The sequence below is a fragment of the Pantoea sp. Fr-CA_6 genome (assembly GCF_024520895.1).
Classification (GTDB): Bacteria; Pseudomonadota; Gammaproteobacteria; order Enterobacterales; family Enterobacteriaceae; genus Pantoea; species Pantoea agglomerans.
Genome location: NZ_JALNPO010000006.1, coordinates 22170 through 42106 on the forward strand (window position 1 = coordinate 22170; position 19937 = coordinate 42106).

A 19937-nucleotide genomic window follows, 5' to 3' on the forward strand; every position below is an offset into this window, starting at 1 on the left:
AAGTTAGGGGGACACAACATCAACGGCAAAGCGCGGGAAAAGTTTAGGCCGAAATCTGGCGACTAAACGCAGCAGGGGATTTCGTAAATTAACCCGCAGACGTACACTCAATCGGCACGCCTTGCCCCTTCTCAGGAGAGACCATGATTGAACTCACCACAGAAACGCTGGCCGGTATCGAATGCCTGCACGCCACGCCTGCCGGACAACGGCATCAGCCACTGCCTACCGTGCTGTTTTATCACGGCTTTACCTCTTCAAAAGAGGTCTACGCCTACTTCGCTGTCGCGCTGGCACAGGCGGGGTTCCGGGCGGTGATGCCGGATGCAGATCTGCACGGCGCGCGCTATCACGGTGATGCCGATGCACGCCTTGGCCGCTTCTGGGAGATTCTGAAACAGAACATTGATGAGCTGCCGCAGCTGGAATCGGCGCTGCGCGCTGACGATCTGATCGCCGGCGAGCGTTTTGCGGTGGCGGGCGCGTCGATGGGCGGCATGACGGCGCTGGGCGCGATGGCACGTTATCCGCAGATTCAGAGCGTCGCCTGCCTGATGGGATCGGGCTATTTTATGCAGCTCAGTCAGTCGCTCTTTCCGCCGCTGGTGGCCGACACGCCTGAGCAGCAAGCGCAGTTTGCTGCCCGCATGGCACCGCTGGCGGACTACGATCCCTGCAACCGGCTGGAGGCCCTGGCAAACCGTCCGCTGCTGTTGTGGCATGGTGAGGCGGATGAGGTGGTGCCCTGGGCGGAGAGCGTCCGGCTGGAGAGGGCGCTGCGTGACAACGGGCTGGCGCAGCATCTGACTTCGCTGTCTGAAAAACAGATTGGACATAAGATCACGCCATCAGCATTGACGGCGCTGGTCAGCTTTTTTAAACAGCAGCTATAAAAATGAGCGGGCGGAGAGTGGATCTGCCGCCCGTAAATTTACCAGCACTTACCAGTGCGCAGACGATTTTTCTGCTGCTCTGGCAGGCGCGTTGACCGGGTTCTTTTGTGGCGCATCCAGCCGATTAACATAGATATAACCCGATGCCGCTTCGCTGCTGTGACTTCTTATCTGCTGCGCACAGTCAGCATTGCTGGCAAGAGCGGGTGGAGACAGGAAGAGACCCAGTAAAGTGGCGATGACGAACGTTTTCATGCCCGACTCCTCACTTCAGGGAACACACTCTGTTAGACGCCGATAAGCCAAACCGTAGCGTCTGCATTAAGTTTAGCGACTGTGCACATTATCGCCAGATCGTCCGCCTGAACCTCTTAATCAGCTTTTTTGAACCTTTCCCGCTTAACGCGCTGTATTCACATGATTAGCACGAAAAGCTACCGTATATGGCACGCCGGATGGCATTTGTTGAAATGTGCGCTTGAGTTTAGCCGTCGCCGCCAGTATGATTACGCGTCAATTTTTCAGCCGCATTCTCAGGCTGTGTCCCACAAACGCTCGTCACAACGAACCTTTGTGGGACACAGCCTATAACGTTCCTTGCTTCCATGGGCCGCGGTTGACCCCGACAGGAGGCTGAATAATCCGTAAGGAGCAATTTCGATGCGTCATTACGAAATCGTATTTATGGTTCATCCTGACCAGAGCGAACAGGTTCCTGGCATGATCGAGCGTTACACTGGTGCTATCACTGGTGCAGAAGGCACGATTCACCGTCTGGAAGACTGGGGCCGCCGTCAGCTGGCTTACCCGATCAATAAACTGCACAAAGCGCATTACGTTCTGATGAACGTTGAAGCGCCGCAGGAAGCGATCGATGAGCTGGAAACGAACTTCCGCTTCAACGACGCCGTTATCCGTAGCATGGTTATGCGCGTTAAAAACGCGGTAACTGAAGCATCGCCGATGGTTAAAGCGAAAGATGAGCGTCGTGATCGTCGCGAAGATTTTGCTAACGAATCCGCTGATGAGTCAGATGCTGGGGATTCTGAAGAGTAATCCATCGTGACGGTTAATCGACTTCGCCTGTCTGGCACTGTGTGCAAGACGCCGGTTCGAAGAGTTAGCCCGTCAGGAATTCCTCACTGTCAGTTCGTGCTTGAGCACCGCTCAGTGCAGGAGGAGGCCGGGTTTCACCGGCAAGCCTGGTGTCGTATGCCGGTTATTATCAGCGGCAGCGCCCATCAGGTGATTACTCAACATATAACGGTCGGCACGCAACTCACACTCGACGGTTTCATTAGTTGCCATCAGGCACGAAATGGCCAGAGCAAAGTGGTGTTCCATGCCGAGCAGATTGAATTGATAGATTCTGGAGACTAGCCTAATGGCACGTTATTTCCGTCGTCGCAAGTTCTGCCGTTTCACCGCGGAAGGCGTTGTTGAGATCGATTACAAAGACATCGCAACGTTGAAAAACTACATTACCGAAAGCGGTAAAATTGTCCCGAGCCGTATCACCGGTACTCGTGCAAAATACCAGCGTCAGTTGGCTCGCTGCATCAAGCGTGCGCGTTACCTGTCTCTGCTGCCGTACACTGATCGTCATCAGTAATCGGCAACTGTCCATTAACGACTTTAAGAGGATAAGGTAATGCAAGTTATTCTGCTTGATAAAGTAGCAAACCTTGGCACCCTGGGTGATCAGGTTAACGTTAAAGCGGGCTACGCTCGTAACTTCCTGGTACCACAGGGCAAAGCTGTTCCTGCTACCAAGAAAAACGTTGAGTTCTTCGAAGCACGCCGTGCTGAACTGGAAGCCAAACTGGCTGACGTTCAGTCTGCAGCAACTGCACGCGCTGAGAAAATCAATGAACTGGGCACTGTAACCATCACGTCTAAAGCGGGCGATGAAGGTAAACTGTTCGGTTCAATCGGTGCCCGCGACATCGCTGATGCAGTGACTGCAGCTGGCGTTGAAGTGGCTAAGAGCGAAGTTCGTCTGCCGAACGGCGTTCTGCGCACTACCGGTGAGCATGAAGTAAGCTTCCAGGTTCACAGCGAAGTATTCGCGAAACTGAACGTGAAAGTAGTTGCTGGTTAATCTTTATTAACTGAGCACGACACAAACGCCGGCCCTGTGCCGGCGTTTTTGTTTTTGTGCCTTTCAATCGCCGCTGTTCGCGTTACTGCGCGCGAATAAAGCTGCCGTCTGGCTGACGTGTAAACAGCACCGGACCGTTTGCGCCCTCCACCGTCAGACCTGTTACCGCCCCCTGCGCATCCTGACGGATTTTCACCTGCTGACCACTTTTCAGTGAGCTGAGTGGCTGATCGCTGCCTTCCACCCGCGCCATCGCAAACACATCATTGACCGGCAGACTATTATCACGAAACAGTTGCGCCAGCGTCTGACCGGAAGCGATGGTCAGATTGCGCCACTCGCCCTGAGAATCGGCTTTTGGCGTCTGCTGAGACGGTGAGGATGACGGCTGGCGACTACTGTTGTTCTCATAAATATCCGCCTGCATCGGCACCTCTTTCTCCGTCTGGGGTGCGGCCGGCTGCTCGACCGGATAGCGCAGCGTGCTGGCGGGCCAGAGAAACGCCACCAGCATCACCAGCAGTGCGGCCACAATGCCACGGCGGTGCAGCGCAGGCAGCGGGTCCATCCAGCGAATGTGGTCGGTAAAATGCCAGATACGCTGAAGCCATGTCGGCAGGCGGGATGACGTGTCTGAAGCCATTCGGGGTTCCTCCTCTCCGGCAGGCTGCTTTAGCCTGCGTGCGGCCAGCCAGGTCTGCAGCCGGGATACAAGATGTTTTGCACGCATCCTGCGGCGTCGTGGGGCTATCTGGCCCATGTTTGCTCTCTTATTCGTGTGCTACAGAGGGGGTGATCCCCCCCGATAGTTATAGTATGGGCAATACCGGCGCGAAGTGCCTGCCAGCATTGATAAAATTGACGGCTCTATTGTTTCTCTTTCCCCGGCAAAAGTCATCTGCGATGCAGGGCATTTTACGCCAGCGGCCTGCGCTGCTATGCTGCCGGTTCGAATTTATCCGAGAGTGAAAGGAACGAAGATGACTACCCCTTCTTTCGACAGCGTCGAAGCACAAGCAAGTTACGGTATTGGTTTACAGGTTGGCCAGCAGTTGCTGGAATCTGGTCTGCAGGGTCTGCAACCAGAAGCACTGCTCGCGGGTCTGCGCGACGCGCTGGAAGGGAACTCGCCGGCCGTACCGGTTGATGTGGTTCATCGCGCACTGCGTGAAGTGCATGAACGCGCTGAAGGCGTGCGTCGTGAGCGCACCGAAGCCATGGCCGCAGAAGGTCAGGCGTTCCTGCAGGAACATGCGCAGCGTGAAGGCGTGAGCAGCACCGAATCAGGCCTGCAGTTCAGCGTGATTACGCAGGGCGAGGGTCCAATCCCATCACGTCAGGATCGCGTACGCGTTCACTACACCGGTAAACTGATCGACGGCAGCGTATTCGACAGCTCTGTTGCCCGTGGCGAACCAGCGGAATTCCCGGTAAGCGGCGTAATTCCAGGCTGGATTGAAGCGCTGACCCTGATGCCGGTTGGCTCAAAATGGGAACTGGTGATCCCACAGAACCTCGCATATGGCGAGCGCGGTGCGGGTGCCTCTATCCCACCATTCAGCACCCTGATCTTCGAAGTCGAACTGCTGGAAATTCTGTAATTCCGGACGCTGCAACCCCCCCGGTTGCAGCGTTTTCTTCCGCCTTATTTCTGCTGTAAATTCACCTGCCACAGAGCAAAGCCGATCGCATCTGTCCCTTTGGGCTGAAGCGGATATTGCGCATGCTGCTTAATAAATCCGGTCGCTTTATCACCCGGTGCCGTTTCAAACTGAATGTCGAGCGGGGTGGATGAGGTAATCGGTGCCAGCCGCCAGTTATTGTCCGCCTTCGGCTGAACTTCACCGTGCGCTTTGGTTTCCGCGCTGATGTAGGCTGCAACCACGGAACGGTTCTCATCCGGCGAGGCAAAGGCAATGTATTTATCTCCGGTGCCGGCAAACTTGCCGCCGTAAGCGCGATAGTTATTGGTCGCCACCAGGAAGGTCGCCTGTGGATCGACGGGTTTACCCTGCCAGCTAAGCTGACGGATACGTGAGGCCTCAGGATGGATCAACTGACACTCTGCGTCGTAGCGTGCGGGCTGGGTCACATCAATCTGATAATTAACCCCGTCAATCACATCAAAGTTATAGGTGCGGAAATCCCAGTTGATCAGCGACTGCGTTTTCGTGCTGTGGGGATCGATCTGATTAAACTGGCCCGCTGAGCACTCCAGCCACTCTTTTACCTGCGCACCGGTGACTTTCATGACCACCAGGTTATTGGGATAAAGATAGAGATCGGCCGCGTTACGGAAGGTCAGCGCGCCTTTCTCCACTTCGACATAGCTGGCCGGATCGTTTTTACGTCCGCCCGCTTTAAACGGCGCAGCAGCAGAGAGCACCGGCAGACGGCCCAGATCCGGATCGCCCTGAATGAAATGCTCCACGTAGGCGCGCTGGGCATTATTGACGATCTGTACCGTCGGATCGTCCTGTACCAGCGACAGGTAGCTGTACATCACATCGGCGGACTTGCCGATGGGCTTCGCCACAAACTCCCGCGTGGCGCGGTGATCGTCAGCCAGTACCTTCACCAGCGCCGGATCCTCTGCCGCCAGCGATTTCTTCGCTGCGGTATCGTAGATTGGCCGCGCCTGTGCTTTGCCGCTGCTCACCTGCCAGCGTCCGCCCTCATTGTTCAGCACCAGGTCAACCACGCCAAGGTGATCGCCCCACATGCCTGGCATCACCGCCGGAATACCGTTCAGGGTGCCGTTGGCGATATCTGCACCCTTGATGTCAGCAAACTCCTTGCCGGGGAAGACCGCATGCGCATGACCAAACAGGATGGCGTTAATGCCTTCCACCTGGCTGAGATAGTAAACCGAGTTCTCCGCCATCGTGTGATACGGCTCGCTGCTCAGGCCGGAGTGGGGAATAGCGATAATCAGATCGGAGCCCTGCGCGCGCATCTCAGGCACGTAGCGGCGAGCCGTTTCGGTGATGTCATCGACGCGTACCTTGCCCTGCAGGTTGGCTTTATCCCACACCATGATCTGCGGCGGCACAAAGCCGATATAACCTATCTTCAGGGTCTGCGTCTTGCCTTCGCGATCAACCACCATAGTGGATTTGATGAGGTATGGGGTAAACAGCGGTTTGCCGCTCTTCACATCAATCACGTTGGCGTTCACATAGGGAAAGCGTGCGCCCGCCAGCGCTTTTTTCAGGTAGGGCAGGCCATAATTGAATTCATGATTGCCGAGGTTACCGACGCTGTAATCCAGCGTGTTGAGCGCCTTGTAGACCGGATGGATCTCGCCCTCACGTAATCCTTTGGCCGCCATGTAGTCACCCAGCGGGCTGCCCTGAATGATGTCGCCGTTATCGACCAGCAGGCTGTTTTTCACTTCCTGGCGTGCGGCGTGGATCAGCGTAGCGGTTCGCACCAGACCAAACTTCTCGGTTGGCGTGTCTTTGTAATAGTCGAAATCCATCATATTGCTGTGCAGATCGGTGGTTTCCAGTATCCGCAAATCCACCGTCGCCGCCTGGGTGGCGACGGAAACGCTCAGTGCCAGTAACATCATTCCGGGCTTAAACATGCTTGCTCCTGCTGCAAAATAAATAAGGATCTCAAAATAATGTAAAAGCATGACAGATAGTCATTTTAAATCGTGATGGGTATAACGTTTTGACGCATCGGTCAGCGTCGGATTCTTAAACGATGGAGGCGTAGCGGCACAGGCGTGGCGATAAATGGGTAACTATGATATTGATATATCTATAAATTGAATCGCCGAAGTGCCTGTGAATGGGCACTTCAGGCGGAACTGCTAAAATGTCACTATCTGACGATGAGCTGATCCTGCAGCAGACAGACACAATGAGGTGAAAAATGTTAGAGCAAATCTGCCAACTGGCACGCGAAGCAGGCGACGCGATTATGCAGGTCTATAACGGTGCCGCGCCGCTTGACGTTTCTCACAAATCGGATGATTCGCCGGTGACCGCCGCGGATATCGCTGCACACGAGGTGATCCTCGCGGGCCTCAAAAAGTTAACGCCTGATCTCCCCGTGCTGTCAGAAGAAGATCCGCCAGCCTGGGAGGTGCGTCAGCACTGGCAGCGCTACTGGCTGGTCGATCCGCTGGATGGCACCAAAGAGTTCATCAAGCGTAACGGCGAATTTACCGTTAATATTGCGCTAATCGAAGCAGGCAAGCCGGTAATGGGCGTAGTCTATGCGCCGGTGCTGGGCGTGATGTATTCCGCTGCAGACGGCAAAGCGTGGAAAGAGGAGGGCGGTCAGCGTGAACAGATTCATGTCCGTGATGCGCGTCCTCCGCTGGTGGTGGTGAGCCGTTCACATGGCGACGACGATGAGATGAAAGAGTACCTGAAGCAGTTAGGTGAACATCAGACCGTCGCGACCGGATCCTCACTGAAGTTCTGCCTGGTGGCAGAAGGAAAAGCGCAGCTCTATCCCCGTTTCGGACCCACCAACATCTGGGATACCGGCGCGGGTCATGCCGTGGCGATGGCGGCGGGCGCGCATGTGCACGACTGGCAGGGTAAAACTCTGGACTACGCGCCGCGCGAATCCTTCCTTAATCCTGGCTTCCGCGTATCACTGTTTTAACGCTGTCTGAGCGCTCAGCCTGCTGAAGGCTGAAACCCCGGCGGGCGATGCTCTCCCCACCGGGGCTTCAGCGATTAATCCTTCAGCAGGGAGGTGACCAGCGTAATCACTTTTGTCACTTCATCCTGCGTCAGCGATCCATCCTTCACAAATTTCACCTTACCCTGCTTATCCAGCACCACAATGGCGGAACCGCCCGGCTGTAACTGCCAGGCATGCTGCACATTGCCCTTGCTGTCGACAACAAACTGCGACCACGGATATTGCTGCTTGTTAGTCTCGACGCTGCTGCGCACAAACATGCCCGTACCGGGAATGGCATCATCTGTATTCACGATGGTGGTGGTCTGATAGCGATCATGCGGCAGCTTCGCGGCCTTAATCGCCTCGATCAATGCGGCATTCATCTCTTTAGCGGATGAGCGACCCGCGATGTGCTGAACCACGCGAACTTTTCCGCTGAGCTGCGCGCTATTCCAGTTTTTATAGCTAAACTTATCCTGCTGCAATAACAGCTCGCCTTTGTCGTTCACGCCAACGGCCGGTACCCGCATATCCTGCCTGAGGTCATGAGCCATCACGCTTGCCGGTATCAGTAAAGACAACGCTACAGCTGCCAGAATTATTCGCATTGCTATTTCCTTGAGTGATCAGACCAGTTAGTCATTTTACTGCAATAGTAAGCAGGGATGATGCGCCTGTCCTGGAAAGGTGTCAGGTTTGTTATGGCCGCCACAATTCCTTAACCAACGAAGGTTTATACTGTGTTGTGTGAGCCTGATAACAGAGTGTTCTGTAATGATGTGTCAATTCAGTAAAAAAAATCACTTTTAGGAACATTAGTAGGTTTGAGTGTTCTATAGTTATCGCGAATTCGCGCTTCATGGGCTGGAACCAAATTTGGAAACGGCGAAGCGTGCTTAAAAATGTACAGGAGTTAGTCAGTATGAAGATCTTCCAGCGCTATAATCCGCTACAAATAGCGAAATATGTAAAAACGCTGTTCAAAGGAAGGTTGTATATCAAGGACGTCGGCGCGTTCGAGTTCGACAAAGGGAAAGTATTAATCCCGCGCGTCAAAGACAAACAGCACCTGAGCGTGATGTCAGAAATTAACCGCCAGGTCGTTCGTCTCAAACTTGAGTTCAACTAATCATAAGGGCGCCGATGGCGCCCTTAGTGTCTGGCCAGTCAGGCCATTTTATTTGTCACTCTGAACCTGAGCAGTGCCAACAATTCTCACAGACTACGTCACATTCCGGTTGTTCCGCGCTGTCCATGTCCAGACTGCTGGTCATTCTACTCTTCTTCGCTTTTCGTCATGCTCAGCACCGGCGGTCGTTCATCGATGCGGGTGACCAGCAGCTGATCGATGCGATAGCTATCAATATCCACCACCTCGAACTTGTAGCCAGCAAACTTCACAAAATCGGTACGCTTCGGAATCTTACGCAACATATACATCATAAAGCCGCCGATGGTTTCGTAGTTGCCTGACTGCGGGAAATCATCAATGTCCAGCACGCGCATCACGTCATCAATCGGCGTACCGCCTTCAACCAGCCATGAATTCTCATCGCGCGCCACAATCTGCTCTTCCATACCCTGGCCAACCAGATCGCCCATCAGCGTGGTCATTACATCATTCAGGGTAATAATGCCCACAACCAGCGCATATTCGTTCATGATCACCGCGAAATCTTCTCCGGCGGTTTTAAAACTTTCCAGTGCTTCAGAGAGGGTCAGCGTGTCCGGCACGATCAGCGCCGAGCGAATCTGCAGGCCGCTGTTCAGCGCCATGCTCTGATTACCCAGCACGCGCAGCAGCAGCTCTTTGGAGTCGACATAGCCAACGATATGGTCGATATCGCCGCTGCAGACCAGAAACTTCGAGTGAGGATGCTGGGCGATTTTGGTTTTGAGGCTGGTCTCATCTTCGTGCAGATCAAACCAGACAATATTCTCACGTGAGGTCATGGAGGAGGGAACAGTACGTGACTCCAGCTCAAACACGTTTTCAATCAGCTCGTGCTCCTGCTTACGCAGCACGCCAGCCAGCGCACCCGCTTCAACCACCGCGTAGATATCGTCGGAGGTGATGTCATCTTTACGCACCATCGGCAGCTTGAAAATACGGAAGAAGACGTTAGCCAGGCCATTAAACAGAAACACCAACGGACGCATTATCAGCAGGCAGAAACGCATCGGGTTGATGATGCGCAGCGCGATGGTTTCCGGTGCGACCATGCCGACCCGCTTTGGGGTTAAGTCAGCAAACAGGATAAACAGGCTGGTGACGATGGTGAAGGAGCAGATAAAGCTGAGCTGCTCCGCCAGTTCCGGCGAGACAAACCGGTTAAACAGGCCGCTGAAAACCGGCGAAAACGCCGCATCGCCAACAATACCCCCCAGGATGGCGACGGCGTTGAGGCCAATCTGCACCACGGTGAAGAACATGCCCGGCGTTTCCTGCATTTTCAGCACGCGCTGCGCATTTACGTTGCCTTCATCGGCCAGCAGTTTCAGTTTGATCTTACGGGCGGCCGCCAGCGAGATCTCCGACAGAGAGAAAAAGGCACTGATTACGATCAGTAACAGAATGACAAGTAAGCTATCTAACATATGAGATCCAAAGGGTTATCCACTTGTCATTTTTGGCCTGGGCAGCGTGGGTAAGCGCAAACAGAGTTGGTTTATCCGTGAAACAAAGCTATCCGTGCCAAAAATGTCTGCGCCAGTTCGACAACAAACGACATGTCGGGGCAGAAATGAAAACAGGCGGCATGCCTGTGGTGGCCGATTATAGCAGGAGCGCTCATTGCGCCGCCAGAGGGCAAACCGCTGCTTAAGGGCGCATTAGCAGCCAGAGCGGCCGGTTACAGACTCGGATTTATCTGAGTGAGTCATATCGGACTGATCATTCCGACCCGCAGGAGTTGTATCGCTCACCCCATTTACCGACAATAGCCCCGTTATTTGACTTAGATGTCAGAGTTGCTCCGCCGTTTGCCATAAAGTGCGGCTATGATGAGGATGTTGCCGTTGCGGTAGTGCGGGCAAAGAAGATTAATAAGCGCCCCGCGGAAAAGGGGCCGGCATGATTAACAGGAGTACAGGTGCCACGATTTTATGTTTATTGCATGGCTGGCCTGCTGCTTGCCGCGCCCGCCCTTGAGGCGGCGACAGTGCGATTACAGGTAGACGGCTTATCCGGGGATCTGCAAAAGAATGTCAGAGCGCGTCTGTCCACCATCGGCAGCGATGAGGTCTCTAATGATGGCCGCTTTCGCGCGCGCGTTTCTGTTGCGATAAAAGAGGGGCTGCGCGCGCTCGGTTATTACGAGCCCACCATCGATTTCGAATCCCGCCCCGCGCCTGCGCAGGGTGGACGACCGGTATTAGTGGCACACGTAACGCCTGGTGAACCGGTAAAAATCGGCGGCAGCACGATTGTGGTCGAAGGCGATGCGCGCAATGACGCGGATTACAAAGCCTGGGTGAAGCAGGGACGCCCTGAAGTGGGCAGCCAGCTTAACCACGGGCAATATGACAAATTCAAAAGCGGCTTCTCTAATCTCGCACTGCGTAACGGCTATTTCGACGGCACGTTTAAAAAAAGCCAGCTTGGTGTCTCGGTTGAGCGGCGTGAAGCGTTCTGGGATATCGACTACGACAGTGGCGAACGCTATCGCTTCGGCGACGTTACTTTCCAGGGATCGCAAATTCGCGAAGAGTACCTGCAAAACCTGGTGCCGTTTAAAGAGGGGGACTACTACAGCTCCCGCGATTTAGCCGAGCTGAATCGCCGCCTCTCCGCTACCGGCTGGTTTAATTCGGTGGTGGTCGCGCCGGAATTCAGCAAGGGACGACAGACCAAAGTGCTGCCGCTGAGCGCAGTAATGTCACCCCGCACCGAAAACACCATTGAAACCGGCGTCGGCTATTCCACAGACGTCGGTCCGCGCCTGAAAGGGACCTGGAAAAAACCGTGGATCAACGACAGCGGCCACAGCCTGGCGGCCAGCGCCTACGTTTCCGCGCCGGAACAGCAGGTCGATCTCAGCTACAAAGTACCGCTGCTGAAAAGCCCGCTTGAGCAGTACTACACCTTCTCCGGCGGCCTGAAGCGCACCGACCTCAACGACACCAAAGCGGATACCACGACGCTTGCGATGTCGCGCAACTGGGACAGCAGCAGCGGCTGGCAGAAGGCGGTCAACCTGCGCTGGAGCCTGGATCACTTTACTCAGGGCAGCGTGACCAACACCACTATGCTGCTCTATCCCGGCGTCAGCGTAAACCGTACCCGTTCCCGTGGCGGCCTGATGCCGACATGGGGCGATTCACAGCGCTATTCGGCAGACGTCTCTGATACCACCTGGGGTTCAGACGTCGACTTCCTGATCCTGCAGGCGCAAAACGTCTGGATCCGTACCCTTGGCGACAGTCATCGCTTTGTGGCACGTGGCAATCTGGGCTGGATCGAAACCAACGACTTCGACAAAGTGCCGCCGGATCTGCGCTTCTTTGCCGGTGGTGACCGCAGTATTCGTGGCTACAAATATAAAAACATTTCACCGCGCGATGATGACGGCAAACTCACCGGTGCGTCAAAACTCGCCACCGGATCGCTGGAATATCAGTACAACGTCACCGGGAAATGGTGGGGCGCGGTGTTTGTCGACTCGGGCGAAGCGGTTAACGACATCAAGCAAAGTAACGTCAAAACCGGTGCGGGCGTCGGCGTGCGCTGGTCTTCACCGGTTGGCCCAATCAAATTTGATATCGCCAGACCCATCGGGGATGACGAAGAGCATGGATTACAATTTTACGTAGGGCTGGGGCCAGAACTATGAAGCTGTGGAAAAAGGTCCTGATCGGCATTCTGATCTTTCTGGTCGTGCTGTTGGGTGGGGTGGCATTTTTAATCGGTACCACGCCTGGGCTGCATTTAGTGCTGAAAGGTGCGTCGCGCTGGGTGCCGGGCCTGTCAATCAAACAGGTCGATGGGGGCTGGCGTAACCTGACCCTTAACGGTCTGCGTTACGAAATGCCCGGCGTCAGCGTCGATGCCGGGCAAATTCATCTGGCGGTGGATCTCAACTGCCTGCTGCACTCCTCCGTGTGCGTTAACGATGTCTCCCTGCGCGATATCAGCGTGGTGGTCGACAGCAAGAAAATGACGCCAGCGGCACCAGCGCCGGAAGAGGAGAGTGGCAACACTAACCTCAGCACGCCATACCCCATCACGCTGCGTCACTTTGGCCTGCACAATATCAATGTCAAAGTTGATGATACCGCAATATCGCTGCTCGACTTCACCACCGGCCTGCAGTGGCAGGATCGTGCGCTGACGCTGAATCCGACCCATATTCAAAGCCTGCTGATTGCGCTGCCGAAAGCGGCGAAAGTGGTCAATGACGAGGTGGTGGAGCCGAAAGTCCAGCAGCCACATCCCGCTGAAAAACCGCTGGGTGAAACGCTGCAGGCGATGTTTGCGCAACCCCTGCTGCCTGAGATGCCTGATTTCCGTCTGCCGCTGGATATTGAGGTGCAGCAGATTCTGGGTGAACAGCTGCGCATTACCGGCGACACCGATATTTCCGTCAGCCGGTTGCTGCTGAAAGCCAGAACCGCCGATCGTCAGATGCAGCTCAGCACGCTGGAGGTGGACTCGAACCTCGGCAACCTGAAGGGTAGCGGTCAGGCGACGCTGGCGGATAACTGGCCTGTCGATTTCTCCCTTAACGGCACAGTGAATACCGATCCGATTAAAGGCGAAAAGCTCGCGCTGAAACTTAATGGCGCGATGCGCGACGAGCTGAAGATGGGGCTGAACCTCTCCGGTCCAGTGAATGCGCAGCTGGACGCCACGACCCAGCTGGCGGTGGCGGGACTGCCGCTGTCACTGAAGCTGACCAGTCCGCAGTTACGCTGGCCGCTGACCGGTCCGGTAGCGTATCAGGCGGATAACCTGGACTATCAGTTCAAAGGCAAAGCCACCGACTATGTGATGTCGCTGCAGACTGCCGTGAAGGGTGAATCTGTACCACCGGCGACGATCTCGCTGACGGGTAAAGGCAACGTTGAGCAGTTCAGCCTCGACCGCCTGCGCGTGGCTGCGCTGCAGGGCAATATCGATCTCACCGCGCTGGTGGACTGGAGCAAGGCGATAAGCTGGCGCAGTGAGCTGACGCTGGCGGGAATCAATACCGCTAAACAGTATCCCGACTGGCCAGCACGGCTGGATGGCAAAATCACCACCCGCGGCAGTTTGTATGGCGGCAGCTGGCAACTGAGCGTGCCGCAGCTACAGCTGAAAGGCAATGTGAAACAGAACGCCGTGACCGCTGATGGCTCCCTGACCGGTAACAGCTACAACCAGTGGACGGTGCCGGGCATTAAGCTGGCACTGGGACGCAACCATCTGGATGTTAAAGGGGCGCTGGGCGACAGTCTGGATCTCGATGCCAGCATCGACGCGCCCCAGCTCGACAATGCGCTGCCGGGTCTGGGCGGCGTCATCAACGGCACAATAAAAGCGCGTGGCACCCTGAAGGCACCGCAGCTGCTGGCCGATCTCAATGCCCGTGGTCTGCGCTGGCAGCAGATGCAGATCAATCGCGTCACCCTGAATGGCGACGTCCGTTCCGGCGAGCAGGTGGCGGGTAAACTGCAACTGCGCGTCGAGCAGCTGAAGCAGGATGCGCTGAACATCAGCCTGCTGACGCTGAACGCGGACGGCAATGAGCATCAGCATCAGCTGAAGCTCAATGTGCAGGGCAAACCGGTCTCTGGCCAGCTGGCGCTGAACGGCAGCTTTGATCGCCAGACCGAGCGCTGGAAAGGGTCGCTGAACGACACCCACTTTGATACGCCAGTCGGTGAGTGGCGTCTGACCCGCGCCATGGCCATCGACTATCTGAACAGCCGCCAGACGGCAACCATCGGGCCGCACTGCTGGCAGAACCCCAATGCGCAAATTTGTGTGCCGGAGCCGGTTGAAGCGGGCCCGGCAGGCAAGGCGCATGTGGTGCTGAATCGCTTTGACCTGGCGATGGTGAAGCCGTTTATGCCGGATGCGACTCAGCTTAGCGGCCTATTCAGCGGCGACGTGCGCGTCAACTGGACTGCCGATGGCAGCCTGCCGACCGGTACCGTGGCGCTGAAGGGCAACGGCGTGAAAGTGGTGCAGGATGTGCAGGGCAACAATCTGCCGATCGCCTTTGACACGCTGAACCTCAATGCCGCGCTGCGAAACGGACGCGCCCAGCTCGATTGGCTGATCCGCATCGCCAATAACGGTCAGCTGGATGGCAACGTGCAGATCGACGATCCGCAAAATCGCCGCACGCTGGGCGGTAACGTCAACATCCGCAATGTCTCGCTGGCGATGCTCAATCCGGCGCTGATGCAGGGCGAGAAGATCAAAGGCAGCCTGAACAGCAGCCTGCGCCTGGGCGGCAGCGTGCAGCAGCCGCAGGTATTTGGTCAGCTTGGCCTGACGGGTGTGGATGTGGATGGCAACTTTATGCCGGTTGACCTGACCAGTGCCAACCTGAATCTGGTGTTTAACGGCATGAGCTCCACCCTGAACGGGCTGGTGCAGACCGGGCAGGGCAATATCAACCTCAGCGGTAACGCAGACTGGAGCCAGCTCGACAACTGGCGTGCGCGCATTGCGGCGCAGGGCAGCCGGGTTCGCGTGACCGTGCCGCCGATGGTGCGCATGGATGTCTCGCCGGATCTGGTGTTTGAAGCGACGCCAGCGGCCTTTAACCTTGATGGCCGGGTCGATATTCCATGGGCGCGCATCACGGTGCAGGAAGTGCCGGAAAGCGCCACTGGCGTTTCGTCGGATGAGGTGTTGCTGGATAAACAGCTGAAGCCGATTGCACCGCAAACCGCCGCGATTCCGATTAACAGCAATCTGGTGATCCACGTCGGCAACGATGTGCGACTCTCTGCGTTTGGCCTGAAAGCGAAGCTGAATGGCGATCTGAAAATGGTGCAGGATAAGTCAGGACTCGGCCTGAACGGTCAGATCAACATTCCGTCCGGTCGCTTCCACGCTTATGGTCAGGATTTGATCGTGCGTAAAGGCGAGCTGCAGTTTGCCGGTCCGCCGGATCAGCCTTACGTCAACCTGGAAGCCATCCGTAACCCGGATGCCACCGAAGATGGCGTCACCGCGGGTCTGCGCGTCACTGGCCTGGCGGATGAGCCAAAAGCGGAAGTCTTCTCCGATCCGGCGATGTCGCAACAGGAAGCGCTTTCCTATCTGCTGCGCGGTCAGGGATTGGGCAGCGACGGCGACAGTAACGCCCTCACTTCAGCACTTGTTGGCTTAGGGGTTGCACAAAGTGGGCAGGTTGTGGGTAAAATCGGGGAGACATTCGGTGTCAGCAATCTCGCTGTTGATACTGCCGGTGTTGGCGACAGCCAGCAGGTGCAGGTCAGCGGCTATGTGCTACCGGGTCTGCAGGTAAAATACGGTGTTGGCATATTTGATTCACTGGCGACGTTAACCTTGCGTTACCGCCTGATGCCTAAACTCTATCTGGAAGCCGTGTCCGGTGTGGATCAGGCTCTCGATTTGCTCTATCAGTTTGAGTTTTAGCAATGCGAATAATTGTCTACGGCAGTTTACGGCGCAAACAGGGAAACAGTCACTGGATGACGAATGCGCAGTGGCTGGGTGATCACCAGATTGAAGGCTTTGAGCTTTACAGTCTGGGCCATTATCCCGGCGTGATTGAGGGCAATGGAGCGGTACATTGTGAGGTGTACCGCATTGATGCCTCAACCCTTGCGGAGCTGGATGCGCTTCGCACCAAAGGGGGAGAGTACAAACGTTATCTGACTCAGACGCCGTTTGGCAGTGCATGGCTTTATGTCTATCAACGCTCAGTGGCAGGACGCCAGCGCATCATGAGTGGTGACTGGCTGAAGCGCGATGAGGAGCCAGAGGCCTGAACAAAAACACCGTCCATCCGGACGGTGTTTTTTTTTCGACTCACAAACCGGCAGCAGAATTACTTCTTCTGTGCGCGCTCGTAAGAGGAGATGATTTCAGCTTTAGCGGCTTCGGCATTATCCCAGCCATCCACTTTCACCCATTTGCCTTTTTCCAGATCTTTGTAGTGCTCAAAGAAGTGGGTGATCTGTGCACGCAGCAGTTCTGGCAGGTCGTTCACATCTTTGATGTGATCGTACTCTTTAGAGAGTTTGGTGTGCGGAACGGCAACCAGTTTGGCATCTTCGCCAGACTCGTCGGTCATTTTCAGCACGCCAACCGGACGGCAGCGGATCACTGAGCCTGGAACCAGTGGATACGGGGTCGGAACCAGTACGTCAACCGGATCACCATCCAGAGAAAGGGTATGGTTGATGTAGCCGTAGTTGCACGGATAGAACATGGCGGTAGACATGAAACGGTCTACAAACAGGGCACCAGACTCTTTATCAACTTCATATTTGATCGGATCAGCATTCGCTGGGATCTCAATGACAACGTAGATATCTTCTGGCAGGTCTTTACCTGCTGGCACCTGGTTCAAACTCATCTGGCATTCCTTCAGTAGTCGTATGTTGAGTGTCGGCTATTATAGCCAACTGACTCTGAAAGTATGCCCCCTTTTTGGCGTTTCGGAATGCGCCCAAACGCTACTTAGCCGCCACAAACAGCGAAACAATGCCTGCGGCAATCAGTGGTCCTACCGGCACCCCACGGAAGAACGCCACGCCAATCACCGTACCAATCAGCAGACCACCAATCACCGAAGGCTGGACGCTCATAAAGTTCACGCCACGGCCGCCCAGCCAGGCGACAAAGATCCCCACCAGAATCGCCACAATCGACTTCCAGTTAGCAAACGACTTGATCAGCGCAGAGGCGGGCAGTGAGCCGCTTGCCAGCGGGGCCATCACCGCCACCGTAAGAATAATGATGCCTAAGGTAATGCCCTGTTTTTCTACGTAGGGGAAGAACTGTGCCAGCGGGGTAATTTTAATCGCCAGCAGCACCAGAATTGAAATCGTGACCGCGTTGTTGTGAACGAAATAACTCAGTACGGCAAGGCAAATCAGAATGATGGTCGAGGCGTAAGCAGCCATGGTTTCTCCCTGAAGGTTAATGAGCGCGCTGACTTCAGCCAGCGCTAAAGCCGGTTATCGATCAGCAGTCATCGGGGTTAGCACAGCTGCCTTTACCAAGTGACTGCAACATCAGTGCCTGATTGCGCACCAGGCTCAGGCTCTGAGCGCTCAGCGAAACGCTGCCCAGCGTGCCTTGTGAACTGAGCTGGCTGCGGCTCGCCTCAAGCCAGCTGTCGCGGTAGCTCAGCCAGGCGCGCTGCGCGGCACGCAGTTTGTTTTTAGGTTCGCCGGAGAGGGTTTTCATCAGTTTGTTGTACTGCTTATTCATCTCCTGATCCCAGGCCCGATTAGCCGCAGCGTAGCACTGGTTCATGGCAAGGGTAGTCGAGGCGTCATTGAGGCAGCGATCGGGCGAGGCGTCTGTCGGCAGATCCTCTGCCAGCGCCGCCGTGCTGAGGCACAGCAGCATCAGAAGTAATCCTGGTTTCATTCTTTTCTCCGGATAACGGATAAGCGGCGATTAGCTTGATGGATGTTCCCGTGATGATCAAGTTGTTAACACTAATCAGGGTTAAAGTTTCGCGCCGTTACTGCCGATACTTCATCCGTTTTAGGGCCGCTGGAAAATTTGCCTTTTCACATACACGGAAACTATCTGGATGAAACAGTTATCACTTCGCACGGGGTTGCTGGCATTGCTGGCATTTATGACACTGCTGCTGTTGGCGGTGAGTTTTATGGGTATCGTGGCAATTAACAAAGGGAATCGCTCGCTGGATGTGATCAACCGCATTCAGGGGATCGAGCTGAACAGTCTTTACCAGAGCAATGCCGATCTGATGCGGGCCCGCGCTAACGCCGCGCTGGCGGTGCGTAAAATTGAAATTGGTTTACTGGAAGAGGGGGCGGCAGTAACAAAACTGTCGCAGGCGGATGTGGTCTCATCACAGCAAAGCCTGAAGCGCTTTGTAGACGCCGGAACGGTGACGGCGCACGGCAAAAAGCTGGCTGATGCAGTTTCGGCCAGTTACAAAGCCTATCTCGACCAGGGCATCAAACCGATGATGAACGCCCTGGATAAGCAATATACCGACGAGTATTACCAGTTGCTGGAAGGCAACCTGGCGACGCTGGCAGCCAGCTACAACAAGGCCGTCACGGACTTCAGCCAGCTGGCCGATCAGATCACCCAGGCCCAGCTGGCGCAGGCGGCCTACAACGAAACCAAAATGAAAATCCTGATCGCCGTGGCGGTGGTATTAACACTGCTGCTGCTGGTGCTCGCCTGGCAACTGCTGCGCCGGATGCTGCTGCAGCCGCTGAACCTGGCCATTCTCCATCTTGAGCAGGTCGCGGCGGGCGACCTCTCGCAGGCGCTGCCACCGTCGGGCAACAATGAGCTGGGGCGGCTTAATCATGCGCTCGCCGGGATGCAGCAGTCGTTGCGCACCTCGGTGAGTCAGGTGCGCGAAGCGAGTATGCAGATCGACATCGGCAGTCGTGAACTGGCCGCGGGCAACGTCAATCTGTCGCAGCGTACCGAAGAGTCCGCCGCCTCGCTGGAGCAGACGGCCGCCAGCATGGAGCAGCTCACGGCAACCGTGCGGCTTAACGCCAGCAACGCCCAGCAGGCGCACCAGCTGGCTAACGCGGTCTCTGATACTGCCGATCGCGGCGCGGAGGTGGTCTGCTATGTGATGGAAAAAATGCATGAGATTACCGACAGTGCCAATCGTATCGGCGACATTCTTGGCGTGATTGATGGTATCGCCTTCCAGACCAATATCCTGGCACTCAACGCCGCCGTTGAAGCGGCGCGCGCAGGCGAGCAGGGCCGTGGCTTTGCGGTGGTGGCAAACGAAGTGCGCACGCTGGCACAGCGCAGCGCTAACGCGGCCAAAGAGATCCGTACGCTGATTAGTGATTCACAGTCGAGGGTGAAAGAGGGCAGCGAGATGGCGACGCGGGCCGGGGAAACCATGGATGAGATTTCTGGTGAGGTCATGCGCGTAACGGCACTGATGAAAGAGATCTCGATGGCCTCCGACGAACAGAGCCGTGGCATTGAGCAGGTTAATCTGGCGGTCACACAGATGGATGCGGCGGCGCAGCAGAACGCGGCGCTGGTGGAGCAGGCCACCGCCGCAACCCAGTCGCTGGAAGCGCAGTCCGATCAGCTTCAGGCAACCATGGCGCAGTTCAGGTTGCAGACGGCGTAA

Annotated in this window: 20 protein-coding genes; 12 read left to right on the top strand and 8 right to left on the bottom strand. The window is 55.8% G+C overall.

All coding sequences use genetic code 11. From position 1 onward, the window contains the following. Positions 1-143: 143 nt before the first annotated feature. Positions 144-893 carry an esterase gene (gene yjfP / locus NR201_RS12400; RefSeq protein WP_033758907.1) on the top strand — a complete coding sequence of 250 codons (750 nt, stop codon included), beginning with the start codon at positions 144-146 and terminating at the stop codon, positions 891-893. Positions 894-941: 48 nt separating this feature from the next. Here the strand turns inward: yjfP and NR201_RS12405 are convergent, their stop codons facing one another. Beyond that, a complete protein-coding gene (locus NR201_RS12405; protein WP_010256150.1) occupies positions 942-1148 on the bottom strand; it encodes a hypothetical protein in 207 nt (68 codons plus the stop codon). Between the two features lie 405 nt (positions 1149-1553). Between NR201_RS12405 and rpsF the strand changes: the two genes are divergently transcribed. Genes rpsF through rplI form a run of 4 tightly spaced genes read left to right on the top strand, consistent with a single transcriptional unit; the run spans position 1554 to position 2994 of the window. Continuing rightward, positions 1554-1949: a 30S ribosomal protein S6 gene (gene rpsF, locus NR201_RS12410; protein ID WP_003855334.1), complete on the top strand. Its 396-nt coding sequence runs from the start codon at positions 1554-1556 to the stop codon at positions 1947-1949. A 6-nt stretch (positions 1950-1955) separates the two neighbouring features. Next, positions 1956-2273, top strand: coding sequence for a primosomal replication protein N (gene priB / locus NR201_RS12415; RefSeq protein ID WP_010256154.1), 318 nt, complete (start codon positions 1956-1958; stop codon positions 2271-2273). A 4-nt stretch (positions 2274-2277) separates the two neighbouring features. Next, a complete protein-coding gene (gene rpsR, locus NR201_RS12420; RefSeq protein WP_002210155.1) occupies positions 2278-2505 on the top strand; it encodes a 30S ribosomal protein S18 in 228 nt (75 codons plus the stop codon). A 39-nt stretch (positions 2506-2544) separates the two neighbouring features. Further along, positions 2545-2994, top strand: coding sequence for a 50S ribosomal protein L9 (gene rplI, locus NR201_RS12425; protein ID WP_010256429.1), 450 nt, complete (start codon positions 2545-2547; stop codon positions 2992-2994). Positions 2995-3076: 82 nt separating this feature from the next. On the opposite strand, the gene NR201_RS12430 is transcribed toward rplI, so the two are convergent. Then, the gene (locus NR201_RS12430; RefSeq protein WP_306281360.1) at positions 3077-3754 is read right to left on the bottom strand and encodes a LysM-like peptidoglycan-binding domain-containing protein; all 678 of its coding nucleotides are present in this window, start codon (positions 3752-3754) and stop codon (positions 3077-3079) included. Positions 3755-3974: 220 nt separating this feature from the next. Between NR201_RS12430 and fklB the strand changes: the two genes are divergently transcribed. Continuing rightward, positions 3975-4595: an FKBP-type peptidyl-prolyl cis-trans isomerase gene (gene fklB / locus NR201_RS12435; RefSeq protein WP_010256433.1), complete on the top strand. Its 621-nt coding sequence runs from the start codon at positions 3975-3977 to the stop codon at positions 4593-4595. Positions 4596-4639: 44 nt separating this feature from the next. Here the strand turns inward: fklB and NR201_RS12440 are convergent, their stop codons facing one another. Further along, positions 4640-6583, bottom strand: a complete 1944-nt coding sequence (locus NR201_RS12440) for a bifunctional 2',3'-cyclic-nucleotide 2'-phosphodiesterase/3'-nucleotidase (protein WP_256849825.1) — start codon at positions 6581-6583, stop codon at positions 4640-4642. Between the two features lie 293 nt (positions 6584-6876). Here NR201_RS12440 and cysQ point away from each other — a divergent pair, with 293 nt between their 5' ends. Next, positions 6877-7620 carry a 3'(2'),5'-bisphosphate nucleotidase CysQ gene (gene cysQ, locus NR201_RS12445; protein ID WP_010256437.1) on the top strand — a complete coding sequence of 248 codons (744 nt, stop codon included), beginning with the start codon at positions 6877-6879 and terminating at the stop codon, positions 7618-7620. A 74-nt stretch (positions 7621-7694) separates the two neighbouring features. Here cysQ and NR201_RS12450 read toward each other — a convergent pair whose 3' ends face one another. Next, the gene (locus NR201_RS12450; protein WP_010256439.1) at positions 7695-8252 is read right to left on the bottom strand and encodes a YtfJ family protein; all 558 of its coding nucleotides are present in this window, start codon (positions 8250-8252) and stop codon (positions 7695-7697) included. 314 nt (positions 8253-8566) lie between these two features. On the opposite strand from NR201_RS12450, the gene NR201_RS12455 reads away from it, so the two are divergent. Beyond that, a complete protein-coding gene (locus tag NR201_RS12455; protein WP_003855513.1) occupies positions 8567-8773 on the top strand; it encodes a DUF1107 domain-containing protein in 207 nt (68 codons plus the stop codon). Positions 8774-8919: 146 nt separating this feature from the next. Here the strand turns inward: NR201_RS12455 and NR201_RS12460 are convergent, their stop codons facing one another. Next, the gene (locus tag NR201_RS12460) at positions 8920-10242 is read right to left on the bottom strand and encodes a hemolysin family protein (RefSeq protein ID WP_010256442.1); all 1323 of its coding nucleotides are present in this window, start codon (positions 10240-10242) and stop codon (positions 8920-8922) included. A 518-nt stretch (positions 10243-10760) separates the two neighbouring features. Between NR201_RS12460 and NR201_RS12465 the strand changes: the two genes are divergently transcribed. From NR201_RS12465 to NR201_RS12475, 3 genes are read left to right on the top strand one after another with little or no spacing between them, the layout of a single operon-like run. Continuing rightward, on the top strand, positions 10761-12476 hold the full coding sequence (locus NR201_RS12465) for an autotransporter assembly complex family protein (RefSeq protein ID WP_174819611.1): 1716 nt from the start codon (positions 10761-10763) through the stop codon (positions 12474-12476). Next, positions 12473-16240, top strand: coding sequence for a translocation/assembly module TamB domain-containing protein (locus NR201_RS12470; RefSeq protein ID WP_033758895.1), 3768 nt, complete (start codon positions 12473-12475; stop codon positions 16238-16240). Before NR201_RS12465 ends, NR201_RS12470 begins: the two co-directional genes overlap by 4 nt. A 2-nt stretch (positions 16241-16242) precedes the next feature. Beyond that, positions 16243-16596 carry a gamma-glutamylcyclotransferase gene (locus tag NR201_RS12475; RefSeq protein ID WP_010256451.1) on the top strand — a complete coding sequence of 118 codons (354 nt, stop codon included), beginning with the start codon at positions 16243-16245 and terminating at the stop codon, positions 16594-16596. A 59-nt stretch (positions 16597-16655) separates the two neighbouring features. On the opposite strand, the gene ppa is transcribed toward NR201_RS12475, so the two are convergent. From ppa to NR201_RS12490, 3 genes are all read right to left on the bottom strand, one after another. Continuing rightward, positions 16656-17186: an inorganic diphosphatase gene (gene ppa / locus NR201_RS12480; protein ID WP_003855519.1), complete on the bottom strand. Its 531-nt coding sequence runs from the start codon at positions 17184-17186 to the stop codon at positions 16656-16658. Positions 17187-17286: 100 nt separating this feature from the next. Beyond that, complete coding sequence (locus NR201_RS12485; protein WP_003855520.1) at positions 17287-17736, bottom strand: DUF441 domain-containing protein; 450 nt, start codon at positions 17734-17736, stop codon at positions 17287-17289. A 61-nt stretch (positions 17737-17797) separates the two neighbouring features. Further along, a complete protein-coding gene (locus NR201_RS12490; RefSeq protein WP_256849826.1) occupies positions 17798-18208 on the bottom strand; it encodes a lysozyme inhibitor LprI family protein in 411 nt (136 codons plus the stop codon). A 169-nt stretch (positions 18209-18377) separates the two neighbouring features. Here NR201_RS12490 and NR201_RS12495 point away from each other — a divergent pair, with 169 nt between their 5' ends. Further along, complete coding sequence (locus tag NR201_RS12495; protein ID WP_010256457.1) at positions 18378-19937, top strand: methyl-accepting chemotaxis protein; 1560 nt, start codon at positions 18378-18380, stop codon at positions 19935-19937.

What these genes read in the sequence shown, in the direction of transcription:
- yjfP (WP_033758907.1), top strand. Translation starts at nt 144, where the DNA reads ATGATTGAACTCACCACAGAAACGCTGGCCGGTATCGAATGCCTGCAC.
- NR201_RS12475 (WP_010256451.1), top strand. Translation starts at nt 16,243, where the DNA reads ATGCGAATAATTGTCTACGGCAGTTTACGGCGCAAACAGGGAAACAGT.
- rpsF (WP_003855334.1), top strand. Translation starts at nt 1,554, where the DNA reads ATGCGTCATTACGAAATCGTATTTATGGTTCATCCTGACCAGAGCGAA.
- fklB (WP_010256433.1), top strand. Translation starts at nt 3,975, where the DNA reads ATGACTACCCCTTCTTTCGACAGCGTCGAAGCACAAGCAAGTTACGGT.
- NR201_RS12440 (WP_256849825.1), bottom strand. Translation starts at nt 6,583, where the DNA reads ATGTTTAAGCCCGGAATGATGTTACTGGCACTGAGCGTTTCCGTCGCC.
- cysQ (WP_010256437.1), top strand. Translation starts at nt 6,877, where the DNA reads ATGTTAGAGCAAATCTGCCAACTGGCACGCGAAGCAGGCGACGCGATT.
- NR201_RS12465 (WP_174819611.1), top strand. Translation starts at nt 10,761, where the DNA reads ATGGCTGGCCTGCTGCTTGCCGCGCCCGCCCTTGAGGCGGCGACAGTG.
- rpsR (WP_002210155.1), top strand. Translation starts at nt 2,278, where the DNA reads ATGGCACGTTATTTCCGTCGTCGCAAGTTCTGCCGTTTCACCGCGGAA.
- NR201_RS12490 (WP_256849826.1), bottom strand. Translation starts at nt 18,208, where the DNA reads ATGAAACCAGGATTACTTCTGATGCTGCTGTGCCTCAGCACGGCGGCG.
- NR201_RS12430 (WP_306281360.1), bottom strand. Translation starts at nt 3,754, where the DNA reads ATGGGCCAGATAGCCCCACGACGCCGCAGGATGCGTGCAAAACATCTT.
- NR201_RS12405 (WP_010256150.1), bottom strand. Translation starts at nt 1,148, where the DNA reads ATGAAAACGTTCGTCATCGCCACTTTACTGGGTCTCTTCCTGTCTCCA.
- ppa (WP_003855519.1), bottom strand. Translation starts at nt 17,186, where the DNA reads ATGAGTTTGAACCAGGTGCCAGCAGGTAAAGACCTGCCAGAAGATATC.
- NR201_RS12455 (WP_003855513.1), top strand. Translation starts at nt 8,567, where the DNA reads ATGAAGATCTTCCAGCGCTATAATCCGCTACAAATAGCGAAATATGTA.
- NR201_RS12470 (WP_033758895.1), top strand. Translation starts at nt 12,473, where the DNA reads ATGAAGCTGTGGAAAAAGGTCCTGATCGGCATTCTGATCTTTCTGGTC.
- NR201_RS12460 (WP_010256442.1), bottom strand. Translation starts at nt 10,242, where the DNA reads ATGTTAGATAGCTTACTTGTCATTCTGTTACTGATCGTAATCAGTGCC.
- rplI (WP_010256429.1), top strand. Translation starts at nt 2,545, where the DNA reads ATGCAAGTTATTCTGCTTGATAAAGTAGCAAACCTTGGCACCCTGGGT.
- NR201_RS12495 (WP_010256457.1), top strand. Translation starts at nt 18,378, where the DNA reads ATGAAACAGTTATCACTTCGCACGGGGTTGCTGGCATTGCTGGCATTT.
- NR201_RS12485 (WP_003855520.1), bottom strand. Translation starts at nt 17,736, where the DNA reads ATGGCTGCTTACGCCTCGACCATCATTCTGATTTGCCTTGCCGTACTG.
- NR201_RS12450 (WP_010256439.1), bottom strand. Translation starts at nt 8,252, where the DNA reads ATGCGAATAATTCTGGCAGCTGTAGCGTTGTCTTTACTGATACCGGCA.